The organism is Vibrio sp. 10N.247.311.51, from assembly GCF_041467855.1.
Taxonomy (GTDB): Bacteria; Pseudomonadota; Gammaproteobacteria; order Enterobacterales; family Vibrionaceae; genus Vibrio; species Vibrio coralliirubri.
The window spans coordinates 117,064-136,897 of sequence record NZ_JBFSVK010000015.1 but is presented as its reverse complement, the minus strand read 5'-3'; the positions used below and the strand labels follow the sequence as shown (position 1 = coordinate 136,897).

Below are 19,834 nucleotides of genomic sequence, written 5' to 3'. Positions count from 1 at the left end.
AAAGAATGGAGGCGCCTCCCGGAGTCGAACCGAGGTCCACGGATTTGCAATCCGCTGCATAGCCACTCTGCCAAGGCGCCTTAGTAACTCCAATTGAATCGCTCATTGCCATCCTCTTGGGTACGGGATGCATTCTACGGATTCAGACGATTGAGTCAATATTATTTTTGTATTTTTAATTCGTTTGAATAGATTTCATACGAAACAGGCCAAATAGCTGACTTTATGTTCAAAACACACGGTGAGCGGGTTATTCAAAGGAGATCTATATCACATTAGATATCCAGTATTGATAACTTAACCTTAGGTTAAAGATCAAAAAAGCGAGCCTCAGCTCGCTTCTTCATCAATGATGTTTTTCGTCTAACAAATCGTCTTTGGCGGCCATCAAGTATTGTGCCATTGACCAGTAAGTAAGTACGGTTGCGACATAGAGCGCAATGTATCCGACCCATACCATCCAATCGTCGTAGCGCCAGATAAGTACCCAAAGGGCGAACATCTGAGAAACCGTTTTTACTTTACCAACCCAAGATACCGCAACACTTGCACGTTTACCGATTTCAGCCATCCATTCACGAAGCGCTGAGATGATGATCTCACGAGCAATCATGGTCACCGCTGGGATAGTTATCCAAATCGAGTGGTAATGCTCAGTAATCAGGATAAGAGCCGTAGCGACCAACACTTTGTCAGCCACAGGGTCAATGAAGGCACCAAAGCGAGACGTTTGCCCTAACTTACGAGCTAGCATGCCATCTAGCCAGTCAGTGAAACCTGCTACCCAAAACACCATCGCAGCAGCGAAAGGAGCCCATTGATAAGGTAGATAGAAAACGACAACGAATACTGGGATCAAAAATAGTCTCAGTAAGGACAAAATGTTAGGTATATTCAAACGCATATTATTGGGCTCTTATTAATTGCGCTTTAATGGTGCGGGATTTTTACTATTGTTTCAATGCTTGATAAATGTTTTCTGCCAAAGAATGACTAATGCCCGGCACTTTGGCTATTTCTTCGACAGTTGCACGCTTAAGTTCTTGTAAGCCACCCATATATTTCAGCAAAGCTTGACGACGTTTAGGCCCGACCCCTTCAATTCCTTCCAAAGCGCTGGTTCTGCGCGTTTTACCACGTTTCGCCCTGTGCCCTGCAATCGCATGATTATGGCTTTCATCACGAATGTGTTGAATAAGGTGCAGTGCTGGCGCATCGCTAGGTAAATTAAACTCTTCACCTTCAAGGGTTACCAAAGTTTCTAAACCCGGTTTACGCGTTACCCCTTTCGCAATACCCATCATTCTTGGTCTAAATGGCCAATCCCCCCAATATTGAGAAATGATCTCATGAGCGCGGTTTAACTGACCTTTACCACCATCGATAAAGATGATGTCTGGGATTTTGTCGACATCGAGTTGCTTCGAATAACGTCTCTCAAGCGCCTGAGCCATCGCTGCGTAATCATCGCCGCCTGTAATACCTGTGATGTTGTAACGACGGTACTCCGGTTTCACCGGGCCTTCTTGATTGAATACCACACACGACGCAACCGTGCTTTCACCCATGGTATGACTGATATCGAAACATTCCATACGCTTGATAGCATCCATCGACAGCACTTCTTGAAGCTCTTTGAAGCGCTGATTAATCGTCATCTTGTGATTAATCTTGGTGGTAATAGCCGTCAATGCATTGGTATTCGACAATTTAAGGTAACGACCTCGAGTACCAGAGGGGTTGGTATTGAAGTGGATCTTACGACCCGCCACTTCACACAAGGCTTCTTGAATCGGTGTAACATCTTCCATCAAATCGGCATTGAGAATCAAACGAGTTGGGATGGTTCTTGCTTCATTATGCGCAAGATAGTATTGGCTTAAAAAGCTCGAAAAGACCTCTTCTCGCACCGTATTGTTCGGAATTTTAGGGAAATGGCTTCGGCTACCTAAAACCTTGCCTTGGCGAATCATCAAGATATGAATACACGCTACGCCATTCTCTTGAGCAAAGCCCAACACGTCCATATCTTCCATTGAATCGTCAGATACATACTGTTGTTCTTGCACACGTCGAATCGCTTGGATTTGGTCACGGAAAGCGGCAGCTTGTTCAAAGCGAAGCTCTCGGCTTGCTGTGTCCATCTTTTCGATGAGCGTCTCAAGGACTAATTTGTCCTTCCCTTGCAGGAACAGACGAACGTAGTCGATAAGTTCACTGTACTCTTCATCAGAGATGATTGAGCTGACACAAGGCGCAGCACAACGACCAATCTGACACATCAAGCACGGGCGCGTTCTGTTGGCATAAACGGTGTCTTCACACTGGCGGGCAGGGAAAATCTTTTGAATTAGGTGTAGCGTCTCACGCACAGCACCGGAATCAGGGTAAGGACCAAAGTATTCGCCCTTTTTCTTCTTAGCACCACGGTGCATCGACAAACGAGGATGCTTGTGACTGCTAATAAAAATATAAGGGTACGACTTATCATCACGCAAAAGTACGTTGTATTTAGGCAAGTACTGCTTGATGTAGTTGTGCTCAAGAATAAGAGCTTCGGTTTCCGTGTGCGTTACAGTGACATCGATCTTGTCAATATTGCTGACTAGAGCGCGCGTTTTTTCACTGTCGACTTTTTTACGGAAATAACTGGAAAGGCGTTTTTTGAGGTTCTTAGCTTTACCGACGTAAATAACGACAGCCTCGGCGTTATACATTCGATAAACGCCGGGCTGCTCTGTTACTGTCTTGAGGAATGAGACTGAGTCAAACAAGTTGGTCACTATACGATCTCAGTGTTAAAGGGTCTCAGTGTCTAACATTCCATGTCTAATCGCTAAATGCGTCAGCTCTACATCGCCACTGATATCCAGCTTACTGAACAAGCGGTAGCGGTAACTGTTGACTGTTTTAGGACTTAGATTGAGTTGTTCTGAAATATCCGTCACTTTCTGACCTTTGGTAATCATCATCATGATTTGAAGTTCACGTTCAGATAAGTCTGCGAATGGATTTTCAGACGCAGGCGAGAATTGGCTCAAAGCCATCTGCTGCGCAATTTCTGGTGAAATGTATCGTTGGCCACTATTAACCACTCGAATTGCATTTACCATTTCATCCGGACCTGCCCCTTTAGTAAGGTAACCAGCAGCTCCAGCTTGCATCACTTTAGTTGGAAACGGATTTTCCGTATGAACAGTTAAAACGATGATTTTAACATCAGGGTTGAAACGCAAGATCTTCTTGGTTGCTTCTAAGCCACCAATACCAGGCATATTCATATCCATCAAAATAACGTCAGTATTGTTAGTACGACACCATTTTGCAGCATCTTCACCGCTTTCAGCTTCCCCTGCTACGTTCATTCCACGGACGTCTTCAATAATACGTCGTATCCCTGTGCGAACCAGCTCGTGATCATCTACAAGGAAAACATTTATCAAACTTGTATCTCCACACTATTAATTGGCTCTGCAACCACTGTGTCGTTTCATCTGTTTGAAACAATTGAACAAAGGAACAGTGGATCGCAGCATTGAGTACATCTTAACTTAATTACTAAAAAAAAGCTCTGTTGAATATGTGCTGAAACACGAACTTTAGCAAGTACTTATTAACAAATAAGCTAACTAAAACAACAAGCTTTTTCTAAAAATCAACCAGTTAAAACAACACCCAATAAAATTACATAAGATAAAGATATTTTCAATACCATTGAATAACCATTCGCGACAATTTCACTTATTTGCTTATAGAGTCCCGTTATTTGCCTCTACTAACTAGAATTTAGTTAGTATTTTTACTGCCTGTTGTGCGCTGAGGGTCGCTAGATGGTAGTATTCGATTCCCCATTTCAATAGGTTACTACATTGGATATTCAGCAAGGCTTTGTACTCACAAGACAAGCAAGAGATTTTTCAGGGCGCACACAAATCGACTTGTGGTTAAGCACACCTCAAGGCCCTACTCTGCTGACGATTCAAAATGAAAAACCGGTATTTTTTGTTGCTCAATCTGACGTTGAAGCATGTCAGGCAATCGCAGCGAAAGAGTCGCTCGATTGCCAATTTAAGCCTCTAGAATTAGCCACATTCGAGCAAATACCTCTCGCCGCGTGTTACACCTCACTGTCGAGAAGTAGCTTTGGTTTAGCGCAAGCCTTTCACAACGAAGAAATCCAAACCTTTGAAAGCGATATTCGACTCGCCGATCGATTCTTGATGGAACGTTTTATCAAGGGAAGTATTGAGTTCACTGGGTCTGCAACGCAAAAAAATCAGCATCGCCGAGTCTCAAATGCGAAATGCCGAGCAGGTGACTACTTACCCAATCTATCTGTTGTCTCGCTTGATATTGAATGTTCGGAAAAAGGCGTGCTTTATTCAATTGGCCTAGACAGCCCGATGGATAGCCGAGTGATCATGGTCGGTGAACCACAACAAGCCGACACCAATATCCAATGGGTTACTAACGAGAAGGCGCTACTTGAAGCCATGATAGCTTGGTTCTCTGAATTTGATCCTGACATCATCATTGGTTGGAACGTTATCGACTTCGATTTTAGGCTGCTGCACAAACGTTCAGAATGGAATGAAGTTAAGCTCACTATTGGTCGAGACAATCAACCTAGCTTTTTCCGTAGTTCTGCACAAAATCAACAAGGTTTTATCACAATCCCCGGACGCGTTGTCTTGGATGGTATTGATATGCTCAAGACAGCGACCTACCACTTCCGTTCTTGGTCGCTTGAGTCGGTATCACAAGAACTGCTTGGTGAAGGCAAAGACATCCATAACGTTCACGACCGTATGGATGAGATAAACCGAATGTTTAAGTTCGATAAACCTTCACTCGCCAAGTACAACCTTCAAGACTGCGTGCTAGTAAATCGTATCTTCGAACACACTCACCTACTCGACTTCGCGATTGAGCGCTCTCGATTAACCGGTGTTGAGCTAGACCGTGTTGGCGGCTCTGTTGCAGCATTTACCAATTTATATTTACCTCAGATACACAGAGCGGGTTATGTCGCACCGAACTTAGAGCCAGAGAATTGGATTGCGAGCCCCGGTGGTTATGTTATGGATTCAATTCCCAATCTGTACGACTCGGTTTTGGTACTCGACTTTAAGAGCTTGTATCCATCGATCATTCGCTCGTTTCTGATTGACCCTATGGGGCTTATTGAAGGGTTGAAGCTGGAACTTGGCCCAGACGAAAACCAAGCGGTTGAGGGTTTTAGAGGTGGTCAATTCCACCGCTCTAAACACTTCTTGCCTGAAATGATTGAAAACCTCTGGGCTGCACGTGATGTGGCCAAAAAGAACAACGAGAAGGCGTTCTCTCAGGCGATTAAGATCATCATGAACTCATTCTATGGTGTGTTAGGTTCGTCCGGTTGTCGTTTCTTCGACACCCGGTTAGCGTCTTCGATTACCATGCGTGGACATGAGATCATGAAGCAAACTAAGGTTCTGATCGAAGACAAAGGCTATCAAGTAATTTACGGCGATACCGACTCAACCTTCGTGTCTCTGAACGGCAGTTATGACCAGCAAAAAGCAGACGAGATAGGGAATGAACTGGTCGCTTACATCAACGATTGGTGGACGAATCACTTAAAAGAGACCCACAACTTAACCTCAATACTTGAACTGGAATACGAAACTCACTATCGCAAGTTTCTAATGCCGACCATTAGAGGTTCAGAAACCGGCTCAAAGAAACGTTATGCCGGCCTAATCACTCAAGGCGACAAAGAGAAGATCATCTTTAAAGGCCTTGAAAGTGCTCGAACCGATTGGACACCTCTAGCACAGCAGTTTCAACAAACCCTATATGAGATGGTGTTTCATGACCAAGACCCTACCGACTATGTCAGACAGTTTGTAGATGAGACTTCAGCGGGTAAACATGACGATTTACTGGTTTACCAGAAGCGTCTGCGTCGTAAGCTACATGAATACCAAAAGAACATTCCGCCGCAGGTTCGTGCAGCTCGTATGGCCGATGAAATCAATGCTCAGTTAGGGCGCCCTCTTCAATACCAAAACAAAGGACGTATTGAATATTTGATTACTCTGAGCGGCCCTGAGCCTAAAGAGTATTTAAAGAGTGGTATTGATTATCAGCATTACATCGACAAACAGATTAAACCCGTCGCTGAAGCTATCTTACCCTTCATCGGGTTAGATTTTGAGAGAGTCAGTGGACAGCAATTAGGTTTATTCTAAGATTATTGTCGAGGTTTCATCAAAACAAAAAAGCAGAGGAATGTTCAATTCGTTCTGCTTTTTTGTATCGATAGATTAAGAAGCTCTATCCGATTCTAAACTCGGTTTTCTGATATTGCTTAACTAACCACTCACCAAAGCCATCAAGAATACCGATCACCGAACGTTTAGGGATTGGTCTACCAGAAAGCAAAATACCCAACCTTTGGATTTCGACTTCTCGATCTGGATGATACTTCAAAAATTGCTGGCCACATTCAACAGGATCATCGTACCAATATTTATCACGGTACATCACCAGTGAGTAACTCGCCCGTAGAAGCTTCTTGGCGATAATCACCTGCGCAGCGACTTGTTGTTCTGGCGTTGTCGCTCGTGCGATCTTGTTGCGATATACCGCTAACCAGTTTTCAGCATCCATATTCCAGTGCTTAGCGATTTCCCAGCTTGTTTCAAAATCACCATAGCAATCCGATAAGTCTTCACCATGCACACACACGGCTAAATGCTTGAGCATAAAACCCCAAGTGAAGATATTGTCGAAATCGACTATCTCACTCACTAAGGTGGTCTTAATTGCTACTTGAGTTACCTGCGGGAAGCTCTTTTGGAAACGCCATTTGATGGTGTTCAACAAAGTGGTTCGTTGGTCAGGAAACGGTCGATGGGTCACCACAACCACATCTAGATTAGAGCGCCCCACGACGGCTTGCTTACGTGCCACACTGCCATAAATATAAATACTGTGCAGATTAGAGCCTAATCCACCTTTTAGAAAGGTAATCAGATCGTTAACCACAGGTTGAAATTCAGGTTGAAAAGGCTGTGTTGGGTCAATAACAGGTAGCTGCATAGGTCGTTTCGGTAAATAAAATAATGATTTAACTATAACTCTATGATCGCCTAGGTGACTTTATGATTCAAGCTATTCCTATTTATAGCATCTCCGAGATATAATCAGCGGATAGACCCACTAAGGACAAACACAAAATGCCTAGAGCAAGTGAAATTAAAAAAGGTTTTGCGATCGACGTTGATGGTAAAACAGTACTAGTTAAAGATATCGAAGTAACAACACCGGGTGGCCGTGGCGGTCAAAAAATTTACCGTTTCCGTGGTAGCGATGTAGCAACTGGCGTTAAAACTGAAGTTCGCCACAAGGCTGATGAAATCGTTGAAACTATCGACGTAACTAAGCGTGCAGTAATGTTCTCTTACGTTGACGGCAACGAGTACATCTTCATGGATAACGAAGATTACACACAATTCATCTTCAACGGTGAAACAATCGAAGACGAACTACTGTTCATCAACGAAGAAACTCAAGGCATGTACGCGATTCTTATCGACGGCAATGCAGCAACACTTGAGCTACCAACTTCAGTTGAGCTTGTTATCGAAGAAACTGACCCTTCAATCAAAGGTGCATCAGCGTCTGCTCGTACTAAGCCAGCTCGTCTGTCTACAGGCCTTACTGTTCAAGTTCCTGAGTACATCGCAACTGGCGACAAAGTTGTTGTGAACACAGCTGAACGTAAATACATGAACCGCGCAAGCTAAGATACTTATTATGACCGAAGCTAACGACCTAATGTCTTACGACGATGCAATCGATACTGCATACGACATCTTTCTTGAGATGGCACCTGATAATCTTGAACCTGCAGACGTGATTCTATTCACAGCTCAGTTTGAAGATCGTGGCGCTGCAGAACTTGTTGAAACTGGCGATGATTGGGTTGAACATGTTGGCTTTGAAGTCGACAAAGAAATCTACGCTGAAGTGCGCATTGGTCTTGTGAATGAAGCTGATGACGTTCTAGACGACGTATTTGCTCGCATGCTAATCAGCCGTGACCCAGAACATAAGTTCTGTCACATGCTGTGGAAACGCGACTAATACCGCTGTTGACGCTCATCTGCATGAGTAAACAAGTATTCATGTAAACGAGTTAAAAGTTAGCCGAGCCGATTGCTCGGCTATTTTTATCGCGCTATTTTCCATCGTGATTACTCACTTTCATCATCAACTTTAGATTCACTGATTATGACCAAAGCAAAAACAGACACACAATCAAAAGGCTATGCCTGCATTGGCCTAGTTAACCCAAAGACACCTGAAAACGTAGGCTCTGTGATGCGAGCTGCTGGCTGCTACGGCGCCAACTCTGTGTTTTACACTGGCACACGCTACGACCATGCGCGAAAATTCCATACCGACACCAAAGAAAAGCACCTAGCCCTGCCTTTAATTGGTGTTGAAGAGCTGAAAGATATTATTCCAGTAGGCTGCGTGCCGGTTGCTGTTGATCTGATTGAAGGTGCTAAGCCTCTACCTGATTACAAACACCCACCACGCGCGTTTTACATTTTTGGCCCAGAAGATGGCACGCTCAAGAAAGAGATCACAGATTTCTGTCGTGAGACGATTTACGTTCCGACTAACGGCTGCATGAATCTAGCAGCATCAGTGAATGTAGTGCTTTACGACCGACTGGCGAAAGGCGATAACTTCTCGAATCATAAATAAATAGAACGAGATACGAAAGATTTATAGATGCGCGTAAACGAGATAAGAGATGCGAAGAGCACGGTTACTGCCGATTATGGCAGTATGTTTTCGATACTCGGTTACTCGCATCCCGCATCTTCTCCTTCTTCTAGATGTAAAAAAACCTGCTCAGTGAGCAGGTTTTTTAGTATTCAGTGCTTTCAGCTAATGAAGCTTTACGCGTAAGAACTTATGTAATTACTGACGTGTTCTTGGCTTAGCTGGTTTAGCCGGACGACCGTTGTTCAGTTTAGGCTTACTTTTGTTAGCCTGAGGCTTGCCTTTGTTTGCAGCTGGAGCGCTACGACCTGAATCAGGTGTTGTAGTACCGCGAGTTGCAGGCTTCTTACGCTTAGTCTGGTTGCTACGGCCTTTTGGTGCGTTTGCACGCTCTTCGTGACGCTTAACAGCACGACGAATTTTTTGGCTGCGAGAACGCTCACGCTTACGAGAAGTGTTTGAAGGATCAAGATCCAACAGTGTCTCTTTCTCTGGCTTAAGTTCAACAAGCTCACGCAAGTAGTTAACTTCTTGAAGATCTAGCTCTTTCCAACCGCCACGAGGCAGTTTCTTATCAAGGTAGATATCACCGTAACGTACACGTTTCAGGCGGCTTACTGTTGTTTCTTGTGATTCCCAAAGACGACGAACCTCACGGTTACGACCTTCGTTAATCGCTACGTAGAAAGTATGGTTCATACCTTCACCACCAGCGTAAACCACATCTTCAAAACGAGCCATGCCGTCTTCTAGTTGTACGCCACGAGTAACGTTTTTAACTTTCTGCTCAGTCACTTCACCGAATACACGTACTAGGTACTCACGCTCAACCTGACGGCTTGGGTGCATTAGACGGTTTGCAAGCTCACCATCAGTAGTGAAAAGCAAAAGGCCTGATGTGTTTGCATCAAGACGACCAACTGAAATCCAACGAGAACCACGGATCTTAGGTAGACGATCGAAAACAGTACGGCGGCCTTCAGGATCGTGACGAGTACAAAGCTCACCTTCAGGTTTGTAGTAAGCAAGTACACGACAAACCACTTCTTCAGAAGCCTTGCCTGAAACAGTATGGCCATCGATACGGATCACTGAGTTCTCGTCTTCAAGACGTTCGCCCAGTTTCGCAACTTGACCGTTAACACTTACACGACCAGATTTGATTAAACCTTCTAGTTCACGACGAGAACCGTGACCAGCTCGCGCTAAAACCTTCTGTAATTTTTCGCTCATTTACTCTTTTCTACCTAATTGTCGTCTTCACAGACGTCGAATGAATTTTTCGCGACCAAATCGCGGTCGCGTATTATCGCAAATAACCTGCCAAAAAGCACTTGTTATTTACTGTGGCAGGTTTGCTGTATCGTTACAGACTGTTAATCAGTAAAGCGACTATTCAAACGGTGCAGGATCGCCAGCACCACGACGTAGAACCACGGCATCATCGTCACTGAAGTCAATAACCGTCGTCGGTTGCTCACCTAAGTAACCGCCATTCAAAATCACATCAACCGCATGCTCTAGGCTGTCACGAATTTCTTCTGGATCCGACTCCGTAGTCTCGTTACCCGGCAGAATCAAAGACGTCGACATCAATGGTTCACCCATCGCTTCCAACAGGTCGAGTGCAATCTTGTTGTCTGGGACACGAATACCAATAGTCTTACGCTTGGCGTTCATCAAACGCTTTGGCACTTCTTTGGTTGCTTTAAAGATAAACGTGTAAGCACCTGGTGTATGTGCTTTCAGTAGACGGAAAGCCACGTTATCGACGCGTGCATACAGTGATAATTCAGAAAGATCACGACATAACAAGGTGAAGTTATGCTTGTCATCGATGCGACGAATTTTACAGATACGTTCAAGTGCTTGTTTGTTTTCAAGCTGACAGCCCAGCGCATAACCGGAATCTGTTGGATAAACCACAACGCCGCCATTGCGAATAATCGCAACCGCTTGAGTAATTAAGCGTGCTTGTGGGTTATCTGGGTGTACATAAAAAAACTGGCTCATTGTTGATCCTCGTTATCGAATCTCTCGACTCTATCATCAGAAGGAGCTGGCTCACCTAAAGACTATTCAGATAGTGAAACCGTTTGAAACTCCCAATCTTTCCATACTTCTTCGACCCCAGAAGGTAGCCAGAGATTGCGTCCAAGTTCCATCCACGGAGATGGGTAATGGAAATCACTGCCTTGGGAGGCTAATAGTTTGTATTGTATAGCATAATCCGCGAGTGTGCGTCTTTCTTGTTGCGCTTGCTGAGGTTGAGCGACTTCCATCGCATCCCCTTTCGCTTCAACAAATGCGGCTAGCAGGCGCTTAACCCACTTGGCTGTAAGGCCATATCGCCCAGGGTGAGCGAGTACGGCTTGCCCACCAGCAGCGTGAATAGCCGTAACAGCATCACTCATTGAACACCATGTTGGCGGCACATAACCTGGGTTATTGCGAGTAAGAAACTTTTTAAACACCTGCTGCATGGTTTTTGCGTAGCCGTTATCGACTAACCACTTAGCAAAGTGAGCGCGAGTGATAGGCGCATCACCCGCAATCAATTTAACTTCTTCTAGCACCCCTTCACGAGTCGCTTTCTCAAGACGTTGAGCAATCATCTCTGCACGTCCAATACGGTGTTGCTTCTGTTGCTCAATGAGCGCTTTAAGCTCTGGTGACTCAGGATCAACGTTTAACCCAACAATATGGATATCTTTGTTTTGCCAAACAGTCGAAATCTCAATGCCGTTGATCAGCTGAATAGGAAGGTTGTTCTCAGCAATATAGTTGCGTGCTTCAGCAAGCCCATCAGTCGTGTCATGATCTGTAATCGCTAGCGCTTCGATGTTAAAGCCAAGCGCTCGGTCAATTAGCTCAGGTGGAGTAAGTCGGCCATCTGAGGCTGTTGTATGACTATGTAGATCAATTCTCATATATTCTTTTTCATTGTTTTCAATTTTTATCGTTATATTTGTGTCAACACACTTGACCCGCAAGCGGAAAACTAGTTAACTAGTACACAAATACGAAGTATCACATTTGATAGGTTCACCATGTTACAAGAATTTAACCAAAACCATAAAGATAAAGTTTTAGAACTTTCTTCAGTAGAAGCAAGTTCAGAGCTTAATTGGTGGCGCACTTGGACAAGTTCTTGGTGGGCTAACGTGTACTTCTAGTTAAACAGTTTGTTTATAAAAAAGTTATCACTAAGCCCGCTTTAATAGCGGGCTTTTTAATTTGTCGAACATCTCACATTCAACTGACTAACAAATCATCGAATTGACCATATTCTAGATTGGGTGAAAGGTATCTTTATGCGACTATGTACGGCAGGAAATTTAAAGAATCATAAAGGAGGTCTTGTGAACAAGGCCATTGAAATCAAAAAGCTGGGAACCATTGAGGTCATCAATTCTTCAGTTCCTTACTCGCAAGATCCAACCAGCGTTTTCCATACTTTGTGTGAAAACAAAACTGATAGTCTTTTGTTGGAATCTGCCGAGATTGAATCTAAACAGAACCTGACAAGCCTACTCCTTATCGACTCTGCTGTTCGCATCGTATGTCGCGGACATGAAGTAACCTTTCAAGCATTGACTGAAAACGGTCAAGCGCTTATCGAACATCTCACTCAAAACGTGAAAGCAGAAATTAAATCTGACCTTACTGATAACGTTTTGACGCTGACTTTTATCGAGCCAAGCAACGAATTAGATGAAGACTCACGTTTAAGAGAAGCCTCTTCATTCGATGCACTGCGTTTGGTTCAGCACAGCTTTAAGCAAGACGCAGATAACAAACACGCGCTATTCATGGCGGGTCTATTCGCTTACGACATCGTGGCAAACTTTGAGCCACTCGGTGATGCTGAAGCAACCAACAATTGTCCTGACTTTGTTTTCTACGTAGCTGAAACACTATTGCGTTTCGATCACCAAGAGAACGAAGGCCTACTTCACGCGAGCTTATTTGCTCAAGATGACAGCATCAAAGCGCAATTGACTGACCGTCTAGCCGACATTCAAACTCAGTGTCAGTCACTGAAAGCCATCACAGAAGTAACGCCACTCGACAACGTTGAAGCAGTACCAAGCGTTTCTGATGAAGACTTCTGCCAAACGGTTCATGATTTAAAAGAGTACGTAGTTAAAGGCGATGTGTTCCAAGTGGTACCTTCACGCCGCTTTACTCTACCTTGCCCTGCTCCACTGGCGGCTTATAAAGAACTCAAACAAAGTAACCCAAGCCCTTACATGTTCTACATGCAAGACGAGCTGTTTACGCTGTTCGGAGCTTCTCCAGAAAGTGCTCTGAAATACGAGACAGAAACCAACCAAATTGAGATCTACCCAATTGCTGGTACTCGTCGTCGTGGTAAGCGCCCTGACGGTCAAATCGATTTCGACCTAGACAGCCGTATCGAGCTGGAACTGCGTACCGACAAGAAAGAAAACGCCGAGCACATGATGCTAGTCGACCTAGCACGTAACGATGTGGCACGTATTGCCGAAGCTGGCACTCGCCACGTAGCAGACTTGCTAAAAGTTGACCGCTACAGCCATGTAATGCACTTAGTTTCTCGTGTTGTTGGTCAGCTCCGTGAAGACTTAGATGCTCTACACGCTTACCAAGCTTGTATGAACATGGGTACGCTAACGGGCGCACCAAAAATCCGCGCAATGCAGCTTATCCGTGATGTAGAAAAAACACGTCGTGGTAGCTACGGTGGTGCAGTCGGTTATCTAACCGGTGAAGGGACTCTAGATACTTGTATCGTAATTCGTTCTGCTTACGTTGAAGATGGCGTGGCACAAGTACAAGCTGGCGCTGGTGTGGTATTCGATTCAGACCCACAAGCAGAAGCCGATGAAACTCGCGGCAAGGCACAAGCGGTTATCTCTGCGATTCAAGCTGCACATACTAAAAACCTAACAAATAAGAAGGAGTCGTAATCATGGCTGATATTGTATTCATCGATAACTTCGACTCATTCACATACAACCTTGTAGACCAATTTCGTTCATTAGGTCACAGCGTAAAGATTTACCGTAACAACATTCAGGCAAAGGTTGTTGAAGCGGCGATCAACGAACTAGACAACCCTGTTGCACTGCTTTCGCCAGGCCCTGGCGCTCCAGCAGATGCGGGCTGTATGCCAGAGCTGATTCAGCTTCTAAAAGGTAAAGTGCCAATGATTGGTATTTGCTTAGGCCACCAAGCAATTGTTGAAGCCTATGGCGGCACCGTTGCAGGCGCTGGCGAAATCATTCATGGTAAGGTGTCGATGATGGAACACCAAAACCATGCGACTTACCAAGGCTTACCTTCGCCACTGGCTATCGCTCGCTACCACTCTTTAGTGGCAACGCATGTATCTGATAGCTTAACGGTGACAGCTGAAGTCGATGATTTGGTGATGTCAGTGGTTCAAGAACAAGACAAGGTGTGTGGATTCCAATTCCACCCTGAATCAATTATGACGACCTACGGTGCAACGCTTCTTGCGAACGCGATCGAATGGGCTCTTGAGAAAAAGACGATATAGGAAACGATCATGGAACAGATTAATAAACTTTACGAACAGCAGTCTCTTACTCAAGAAGAAAGCCAACAGTTATTTGATGTGATCATCAAGGGTGAGCTCGATCCAATCTTGATGGCTTCAGCGCTGACTGCACTAAAAATCAAAGGCGAGACGCCAGACGAAATTGCTGGTGCGGCAAAAGCTCTGCTTGCGAATGCGAACCCGTTCCCGCGCCCTGATTACGATTTCGCAGACATCGTTGGTACAGGTGGCGACGGTCACAACACCATTAATATTTCGACGACTTCTGCATTTGTTGCCGCAGCGTGTGGCTTAAAAGTCGCGAAGCACGGTAACCGCAGCGTATCGAGCAAATCAGGTTCTTCTGACCTATTGGATTCGTTCGGTATCAACCTAGCGATGACAGCAGAAGACACGCGTACCGCTGTTGATGAACTTGGCGTAGCGTTCCTATTTGCTCCGCAGTATCACGTTGGCGTACGTCACGCGATGCCTGTTCGTCAAACCATGAAAACGCGCACTATCTTCAACATCCTTGGTCCACTGATTAACCCTGCTCGACCTAACATCGAGCTAATGGGTGTTTATAGCAAAGAGTTGGTTCGTCCTATCGCAGAAACCATGCTGCAAATGGGCATGAAGCGTGCAGCTGTTGTGCACGGTAGCGGCCTAGATGAAGTGGCGATTCACGGCGAGACTATCGTTGCTGAGATTAAAGATGGCAAGATTCACGAGTACACAGTGACTCCGGCTGACTTTGGTTTGAACACTCACCCTCTTGAAGCAATCAAGGGCGGCGAGCCAGAAGAGAACAAAGCCATCACAACCGATATCCTCACAGGTAAAGGCACTGACGCACAAGTTGGCGCAGTGGCAGTCAACGTAGCTCTGCTGATGCGTCTATTTGGTCACGAAGACCTAAAAGCCAACGCACAGCAAGCGATTGACGCAATGAACTCTGGCAAAGCGTACGAGCTTGTACAAAAGCTTGCTGCACACGCCTAACGAACGACGAATTGAGACAAAGAACATGACACAGACTACCGATAAACTGTCGACCCACGTTTCAGTCAAAGAAGCTGAAATGGCGGAAGTATTAGCAAAAATCGTTCGTGATAAATACCAATGGGTTGAAGCGCGTAAGCAGACTCAACCATTAGACGAGTTTAAAGCGTCACTAACTGCAACAGACCGCAGCTTTTATGATGCTCTGAGCGGCGAGCAAACGGTTTTCATCACGGAATGTAAAAAGGCCTCTCCGTCAAAAGGTCTAATCCGTGACGAGTTTGACCTCGACTACATTGCGTCGGTTTACAACAACCACGCAAACGCGATTTCAGTTCTGACAGACGAGAAGTACTTCCAAGGTGACTTTGAGTTTTTACCTAAGGTTCGCAGCATTGCTAAGCAACCTATCCTGTGTAAAGACTTCATGGTTGATACCTACCAAGTTTACTTAGCTCGTCATTACTCAGCTGATGCTATCTTGTTGATGCTATCGGTATTGGATGACGAAGAGTACAAAGCGCTGGCGGAAGTCGCTCACTCACTCAACATGGGTGTACTAACAGAAGTCAGTAACGAAGAAGAACTTCACCGCGCAGTCGCTCTAAACGCTAAGGTGATCGGGATTAACAACCGTAACTTACGTGACCTTTCGACTGATTTGAACCGTACTAAAGAGTTGGCACCATTGATTCGCGAACTGGCTCCAAACGCAGTCGTAATTTCAGAGTCTGGCATCTACACACATCAACAAGTTCGTGACCTTTCAACGTTTGCAGATGGCTTCCTAATCGGTAGCTCTCTAATGGCTGAGAAAAACCTTGAGCTTGCTGTGCGTAAAGTCACGCTGGGTGAAAACAAGGTGTGTGGTTTAACTCACTCTGACGATGCAGCGAAGGCTTATCAAGCTGGTGCGGTATTCGGTGGTCTGATTTTCGTTGAAGCATCTAAGCGTTATGTGGATATCGAAGCGGCTCGTTTGACTATGAGCGGCGCACCTTTGAACTACGTGGGTGTGTTCCAAAACCATAGCGTTACTGACGTTGCGAAAACGGTTTCTGAGCTAGGCCTGTTCGCTGTGCAATTGCACGGTGATGAGTCTCAAGCATATGTCGATGAGCTAAAACAGTCACTACCTGAAAGCGTTGAGATTTGGAAAGCTTATGGTGTTGCTTCCGATACAGAAAGCTCGCTACCAGAATTACTGGAAAGCAACGTGACTCGTCACCTGCTAGATACTAAAGTGGGTTCTCAAACAGGTGGTACAGGCCAAGTGTTCGATTGGAGCCTAATCAACAACCAAAGCGCAATCATGTTGGCGGGCGGTCTAAACCCAGAAAATGCTAACCAAGCGGCTAAGTTGGGCTGCTTAGGATTAGACCTAAACTCTGGCGTTGAATCCGCTCCAGGAAAAAAAGACGCAGACAAGCTGCAACGCGCTTTTGCAGCGATTCGCAATTACTAGTCCAAACTCGGCGCTAGAAATTAGAAAGCAGAAACTAAAAACATATTTGTGAGCTTTGCCTTTTGCGAAGCTCAAACAAGATTAAATGACTTGGTGTGAATACACATCAGTAGAATTGAAGGAATAACACAATGGCTAAACTCGATGCCTACTTTGGTGAATACGGTGGTCAATACGTACCGCAGATCCTAGTGCCAGCACTAGACCAACTTGAACAAGCATTTATCGATGCACAAGCCGATCCTGAATTCCGCAGCGAATTCATGACGCTTCTTCAAGAGTACGCTGGTCGTCCAACGGCGCTAACGCTAGCACGCAACCTAACAAAAGGTACGAAAACCAAACTGTACCTAAAGCGTGAAGATCTACTTCACGGCGGTGCTCACAAGACAAACCAAGTACTTGGTCAAGCATTGTTAGCAAAACGTATGGGCAAACAGGAAATCATCGCTGAAACTGGCGCAGGCCAACACGGTGTGGCAACAGCTCTAGCTTGTGCTCTATTGGGTCTTAAGTGTCGTGTTTACATGGGTGCAAAAGACGTTGAACGTCAAAGCCCGAACGTGTTCCGTATGAAGCTAATGGGCGCAGAGGTTATCCCTGTTCATTCTGGCTCTTCAACACTAAAAGATGCGTGTAACGAAGCGCTACGTGACTGGTCTGCAACTTATGAAGACGCGCACTACCTATTGGGTACTGCAGCGGGTCCTCACCCATTCCCAACGATTGTTCGTGATTTCCAACGCATGATTGGTGAAGAAACGAAGAACCAGATTCTAGCGCGTGAAGGTCGCCTTCCTGATGCGGTTATCGCTTGTGTCGGCGGTGGTTCAAACGCTATCGGTATGTTCGCTGATTTCATTGAAGAAGAGTCTGTTCGCCTAATCGGTGTAGAGCCTGCTGGTAAAGGTATTGATACCGACCAACACGGCGCACCGCTTAAGCACGGTAAAACCGGTATCTTCTTCGGTATGAAAGCACCACTAATGCAAGATGAGAACGGCCAAGTAGAAGAGTCTTACTCTGTATCTGCGGGTCTAGATTTCCCATCAGTTGGTCCTCAACACGCACACCTAAATGCTATTGGCCGTGCTGAATACGACAACGTGACCGATGACGAAGCACTAGAAGCTTTCCAAGCTATCGCACGTAACGAAGGTATTATCGCAGCGCTAGAGTCGTCTCATGCTTTGGCTCATGCAATCAAAATGGCTCACGACGATCCTGAGAAAGAACAGCTATTAGTCGTTAACTTATCTGGCCGTGGTGACAAAGACATTTTCTCTGTACACGACATTCTTAAAGAGAAAGGAGCATTATAATGGATCGCTATCAATCACTCTTCACTCGCTTAGCTGAAAAGAATCAGGGCGCATTCGTACCATTCGTAACGGTTGGCGATCCTAACCCTGAGCAATCGCTTAAGATCATGGAAACTTTGGTTGAAGCGGGTGCAGACGCACTTGAGCTTGGTATCCCATTCTCTGATCCTCTTGCTGATGGTCCAACAATCCAAGGTGCGAACATTCGCGCTTTAGATTCTAAAGTCACGCCAGATGTGTGTTTTGATCTTATTGGTCAAATTCGTGCTAAATACCCAGAGCTGCCAATCGGCTTACTGATGTACGCAAACTTGGTGTACGCACGTGGTATCGAGAACTTCTACGAGCGTTGTGCGAATGCAGGTATCGATTCAGTATTGATTGCTGACGTACCAACCAACGAGAGTGGCGAGTTTGTTGCTGCAGCTAAAAAGTTTGGTATTCACCCAATCTTTATTGCTCCACCAACAGCAAGTGATGAGACGCTTCAATCGGTTTCTGAGCTAGGTGGTGGTTACACTTACCTACTTTCTCGTGCTGGCGTAACGGGTGCAGAAACCAAAGCAAACATGCCTGTGACAGCCCTACTTGACCGTTTGAACAAGTTTGATGCGCCACCAGCACTGCTTGGTTTCGGTATCTCGGCTCCTGAACAAGTGAAAGAAGCAATTGTAGCTGGCGCTGCAGGTGCTATCTCTGGTTCAGCGGTTGTGAAAATCATTGAAAATAACGTTGAACAACCAGAAGCAATGCTTAAAGCACTAGCTGAGTTTGTTACGCCAATGAAAGCGGCTACGCAAAAGTAATCTGCGGTCAATAAATCGAACCAGCGATTCAAATATTAAAAGGCTCCACAACTGTGGAGCCTTTTTTATTGCTTTTCATTAAAGCCAATCACTCATCGGCTTTCATCGCTTTCTTAATCGCTGCCTCATTGAGCGTCGCTTTGATCGGATCGGTTATCTTCTCCACTAAATCGATGGGCATTGGGAAGATGATTGTGGAGGTTCTTTCATTAGCCACCTCGGTTAGCGTTTGCATATATCGCAATTGAATGGCGTTAGGCGCTTGGTTCAGCACTTCGGCCGCTTCGCGTAATTTGGTTGATGCTTCTAACTCACCCGTCGCATGTATCACCTTAGCTCGACGAGAACGTTCCGCCTCAGCTTGTTTAGCAAGCGCTCGCACCATACTGTCATCAAGGTCGACATGTTTAATCTCAACATTGGCAATCTTAATCCCCCAGTTATCGGTGTGTTGATCCAGTATCGATTGCAGATCTCTATTGAGCTCTTCTCGCTCAGACAACAGCTCGTCCAACTCATGTTGCCCTAGAACAGAACGTAACGTTGTTTGTGAAAGTTGACTGGTGGCCTCAAGATAATTCTCAACGTTGTTGATCGCCATCTTCGGGTCGAGCACTCGAAAATAGACCACAGCATTGACCTTCACAGACACATTATCTCTGGTGATCAAATCTTGTGTTGGTACATCCAAAACAATAGTACGTAGATCCACTCGCACAATTTGTTGAATGAAAGGAATGATGATAATCAACCCCGGCCCTTTAACGCCATAAAAGCGCCCAAGGAAGAACACCACTGCCCGCTCGTACTCGCGCAGAACTCTGAACATGCTGGCTATCAACAAGATAACGAGCACGATGACAATACCTATAGTGTGTATAAACATAACCGCCCCCTAATGGTAACG

The 19,834-nt window shown here is 45.3% G+C and carries 19 protein-coding genes, 1 tRNA gene and 1 other annotated feature; of the genes, 11 read left to right on the top strand and 9 right to left on the bottom strand.

The window, feature by feature from the left end:
• Positions 1-6: 6 nt before the first annotated feature.
• From AB6E85_RS14910 to uvrY, 4 genes are all read right to left on the bottom strand, one after another.
• Positions 7-80, bottom strand: a tRNA-Cys gene (locus AB6E85_RS14910).
• A gap of 266 nt (positions 81-346) precedes the next feature.
• Positions 347-904, bottom strand: a complete 558-nt coding sequence (pgsA, locus tag AB6E85_RS14905; RefSeq protein WP_017061490.1) for a CDP-diacylglycerol--glycerol-3-phosphate 3-phosphatidyltransferase — start codon at positions 902-904, stop codon at positions 347-349.
• A 46-nt stretch (positions 905-950) separates the two neighbouring features.
• Entirely contained in the window at positions 951-2,783 is a 1,833-nt protein-coding gene (gene uvrC / locus AB6E85_RS14900; protein ID WP_372143136.1) for an excinuclease ABC subunit UvrC, read from the bottom strand.
• 15 nt (positions 2,784-2,798) lie between these two features.
• Positions 2,799-3,443, bottom strand: coding sequence for a UvrY/SirA/GacA family response regulator transcription factor (gene uvrY, locus AB6E85_RS14895; RefSeq protein WP_004729778.1), 645 nt, complete (start codon positions 3,441-3,443; stop codon positions 2,799-2,801).
• 426 nt (positions 3,444-3,869) lie between these two features.
• On the opposite strand from uvrY, the gene AB6E85_RS14890 reads away from it, so the two are divergent.
• Positions 3,870-6,233 (top strand): DNA polymerase II, encoded by a 2,364-nt coding sequence (locus AB6E85_RS14890; protein ID WP_372143135.1) that lies wholly within the window; start codon positions 3,870-3,872, stop codon positions 6,231-6,233.
• Between the two features lie 85 nt (positions 6,234-6,318).
• On the opposite strand, the gene AB6E85_RS14885 is transcribed toward AB6E85_RS14890, so the two are convergent.
• Complete coding sequence (locus AB6E85_RS14885; RefSeq protein WP_372143134.1) at positions 6,319-7,086, bottom strand: nucleotidyltransferase domain-containing protein; 768 nt, start codon at positions 7,084-7,086, stop codon at positions 6,319-6,321.
• A 137-nt stretch (positions 7,087-7,223) separates the two neighbouring features.
• Here AB6E85_RS14885 and yeiP point away from each other — a divergent pair, with 137 nt between their 5' ends.
• From yeiP to AB6E85_RS14870, 3 genes are all read left to right on the top strand, one after another.
• On the top strand, positions 7,224-7,793 hold the full coding sequence (gene yeiP / locus AB6E85_RS14880) for an elongation factor P-like protein YeiP (protein ID WP_050651475.1): 570 nt from the start codon (positions 7,224-7,226) through the stop codon (positions 7,791-7,793).
• Between the two features lie 10 nt (positions 7,794-7,803).
• Positions 7,804-8,133 carry an HI1450 family dsDNA-mimic protein gene (locus AB6E85_RS14875; RefSeq protein WP_004741258.1) on the top strand — a complete coding sequence of 110 codons (330 nt, stop codon included), beginning with the start codon at positions 7,804-7,806 and terminating at the stop codon, positions 8,131-8,133.
• Positions 8,134-8,280: 147 nt separating this feature from the next.
• On the top strand, positions 8,281-8,763 hold the full coding sequence (locus AB6E85_RS14870; protein ID WP_017061495.1) for an RNA methyltransferase: 483 nt from the start codon (positions 8,281-8,283) through the stop codon (positions 8,761-8,763).
• Between the two features lie 219 nt (positions 8,764-8,982).
• Here AB6E85_RS14870 and rluB read toward each other — a convergent pair whose 3' ends face one another.
• From rluB to rnm, 3 genes are all read right to left on the bottom strand, one after another.
• Positions 8,983-10,017, bottom strand: a complete 1,035-nt coding sequence (gene rluB / locus AB6E85_RS14865; RefSeq protein WP_017055112.1) for a 23S rRNA pseudouridine(2605) synthase RluB — start codon at positions 10,015-10,017, stop codon at positions 8,983-8,985.
• 159 nt (positions 10,018-10,176) lie between these two features.
• Positions 10,177-10,797, bottom strand: coding sequence for an L-threonylcarbamoyladenylate synthase (locus AB6E85_RS14860; protein ID WP_009848751.1), 621 nt, complete (start codon positions 10,795-10,797; stop codon positions 10,177-10,179).
• A 62-nt stretch (positions 10,798-10,859) separates the two neighbouring features.
• Positions 10,860-11,714 carry an RNase RNM gene (gene rnm, locus AB6E85_RS14855; RefSeq protein ID WP_248402015.1) on the bottom strand — a complete coding sequence of 285 codons (855 nt, stop codon included), beginning with the start codon at positions 11,712-11,714 and terminating at the stop codon, positions 10,860-10,862.
• 120 nt (positions 11,715-11,834) lie between these two features.
• Here rnm and AB6E85_RS14850 point away from each other — a divergent pair, with 120 nt between their 5' ends.
• From AB6E85_RS14850 to trpA, 7 genes are all read left to right on the top strand, one after another.
• Positions 11,835-11,960, top strand: a complete 126-nt coding sequence (locus tag AB6E85_RS14850) for a trp operon leader peptide (protein ID WP_009848753.1) — start codon at positions 11,835-11,837, stop codon at positions 11,958-11,960.
• Positions 11,907-12,021: a sequence feature (Trp leader region), on the top strand. Its footprint overlaps the gene before it by 54 nt.
• 125 nt (positions 12,022-12,146) lie before the next feature.
• Entirely contained in the window at positions 12,147-13,736 is a 1,590-nt protein-coding gene (locus AB6E85_RS14845) for an anthranilate synthase component 1 (protein ID WP_372143133.1), read from the top strand.
• 2 nt (positions 13,737-13,738) lie between these two features.
• Complete coding sequence (locus tag AB6E85_RS14840) at positions 13,739-14,329, top strand: aminodeoxychorismate/anthranilate synthase component II (RefSeq protein WP_372143132.1); 591 nt, start codon at positions 13,739-13,741, stop codon at positions 14,327-14,329.
• Positions 14,330-14,338: 9 nt separating this feature from the next.
• Positions 14,339-15,334 carry an anthranilate phosphoribosyltransferase gene (trpD, locus tag AB6E85_RS14835; RefSeq protein WP_102332468.1) on the top strand — a complete coding sequence of 332 codons (996 nt, stop codon included), beginning with the start codon at positions 14,339-14,341 and terminating at the stop codon, positions 15,332-15,334.
• 25 nt (positions 15,335-15,359) lie between these two features.
• On the top strand, positions 15,360-16,799 hold the full coding sequence (gene trpCF, locus AB6E85_RS14830) for a bifunctional indole-3-glycerol-phosphate synthase TrpC/phosphoribosylanthranilate isomerase TrpF (protein WP_372143131.1): 1,440 nt from the start codon (positions 15,360-15,362) through the stop codon (positions 16,797-16,799).
• Positions 16,800-16,930: 131 nt separating this feature from the next.
• Positions 16,931-18,121: a tryptophan synthase subunit beta gene (gene trpB, locus AB6E85_RS14825; protein ID WP_048613233.1), complete on the top strand. Its 1,191-nt coding sequence runs from the start codon at positions 16,931-16,933 to the stop codon at positions 18,119-18,121.
• On the top strand, positions 18,121-18,927 hold the full coding sequence (gene trpA, locus AB6E85_RS14820) for a tryptophan synthase subunit alpha (protein ID WP_048607245.1): 807 nt from the start codon (positions 18,121-18,123) through the stop codon (positions 18,925-18,927). The genes trpB and trpA overlap by 1 nt, the downstream gene beginning before the upstream one ends.
• Before the next feature lie 88 nt (positions 18,928-19,015).
• On the opposite strand, the gene AB6E85_RS14815 is transcribed toward trpA, so the two are convergent.
• Entirely contained in the window at positions 19,016-19,813 is a 798-nt protein-coding gene (locus AB6E85_RS14815; RefSeq protein WP_048613235.1) for a slipin family protein, read from the bottom strand.
• Positions 19,814-19,834 lie beyond the last annotated feature (21 nt).

Coding starts and splice junctions, on each gene's coding strand:
- pgsA (WP_017061490.1), bottom strand. CDS start 904: ATGCGTTTGAATATACCTAACATTTTGTCCTTACTGAGACTATTTTTG.
- AB6E85_RS14885 (WP_372143134.1), bottom strand. CDS start 7,086: ATGCAGCTACCTGTTATTGACCCAACACAGCCTTTTCAACCTGAATTT.
- yeiP (WP_050651475.1), top strand. CDS start 7,224: ATGCCTAGAGCAAGTGAAATTAAAAAAGGTTTTGCGATCGACGTTGAT.
- AB6E85_RS14875 (WP_004741258.1), top strand. CDS start 7,804: ATGACCGAAGCTAACGACCTAATGTCTTACGACGATGCAATCGATACT.
- AB6E85_RS14870 (WP_017061495.1), top strand. CDS start 8,281: ATGACCAAAGCAAAAACAGACACACAATCAAAAGGCTATGCCTGCATT.
- rluB (WP_017055112.1), bottom strand. CDS start 10,017: ATGAGCGAAAAATTACAGAAGGTTTTAGCGCGAGCTGGTCACGGTTCT.
- AB6E85_RS14860 (WP_009848751.1), bottom strand. CDS start 10,797: ATGAGCCAGTTTTTTTATGTACACCCAGATAACCCACAAGCACGCTTA.
- rnm (WP_248402015.1), bottom strand. CDS start 11,714: ATGAGAATTGATCTACATAGTCATACAACAGCCTCAGATGGCCGACTT.
- AB6E85_RS14850 (WP_009848753.1), top strand. CDS start 11,835: ATGTTACAAGAATTTAACCAAAACCATAAAGATAAAGTTTTAGAACTT.
- AB6E85_RS14840 (WP_372143132.1), top strand. CDS start 13,739: ATGGCTGATATTGTATTCATCGATAACTTCGACTCATTCACATACAAC.
- trpD (WP_102332468.1), top strand. CDS start 14,339: ATGGAACAGATTAATAAACTTTACGAACAGCAGTCTCTTACTCAAGAA.
- trpCF (WP_372143131.1), top strand. CDS start 15,360: ATGACACAGACTACCGATAAACTGTCGACCCACGTTTCAGTCAAAGAA.
- trpB (WP_048613233.1), top strand. CDS start 16,931: ATGGCTAAACTCGATGCCTACTTTGGTGAATACGGTGGTCAATACGTA.
- trpA (WP_048607245.1), top strand. CDS start 18,121: ATGGATCGCTATCAATCACTCTTCACTCGCTTAGCTGAAAAGAATCAG.
- AB6E85_RS14815 (WP_048613235.1), bottom strand. CDS start 19,813: ATGTTTATACACACTATAGGTATTGTCATCGTGCTCGTTATCTTGTTG.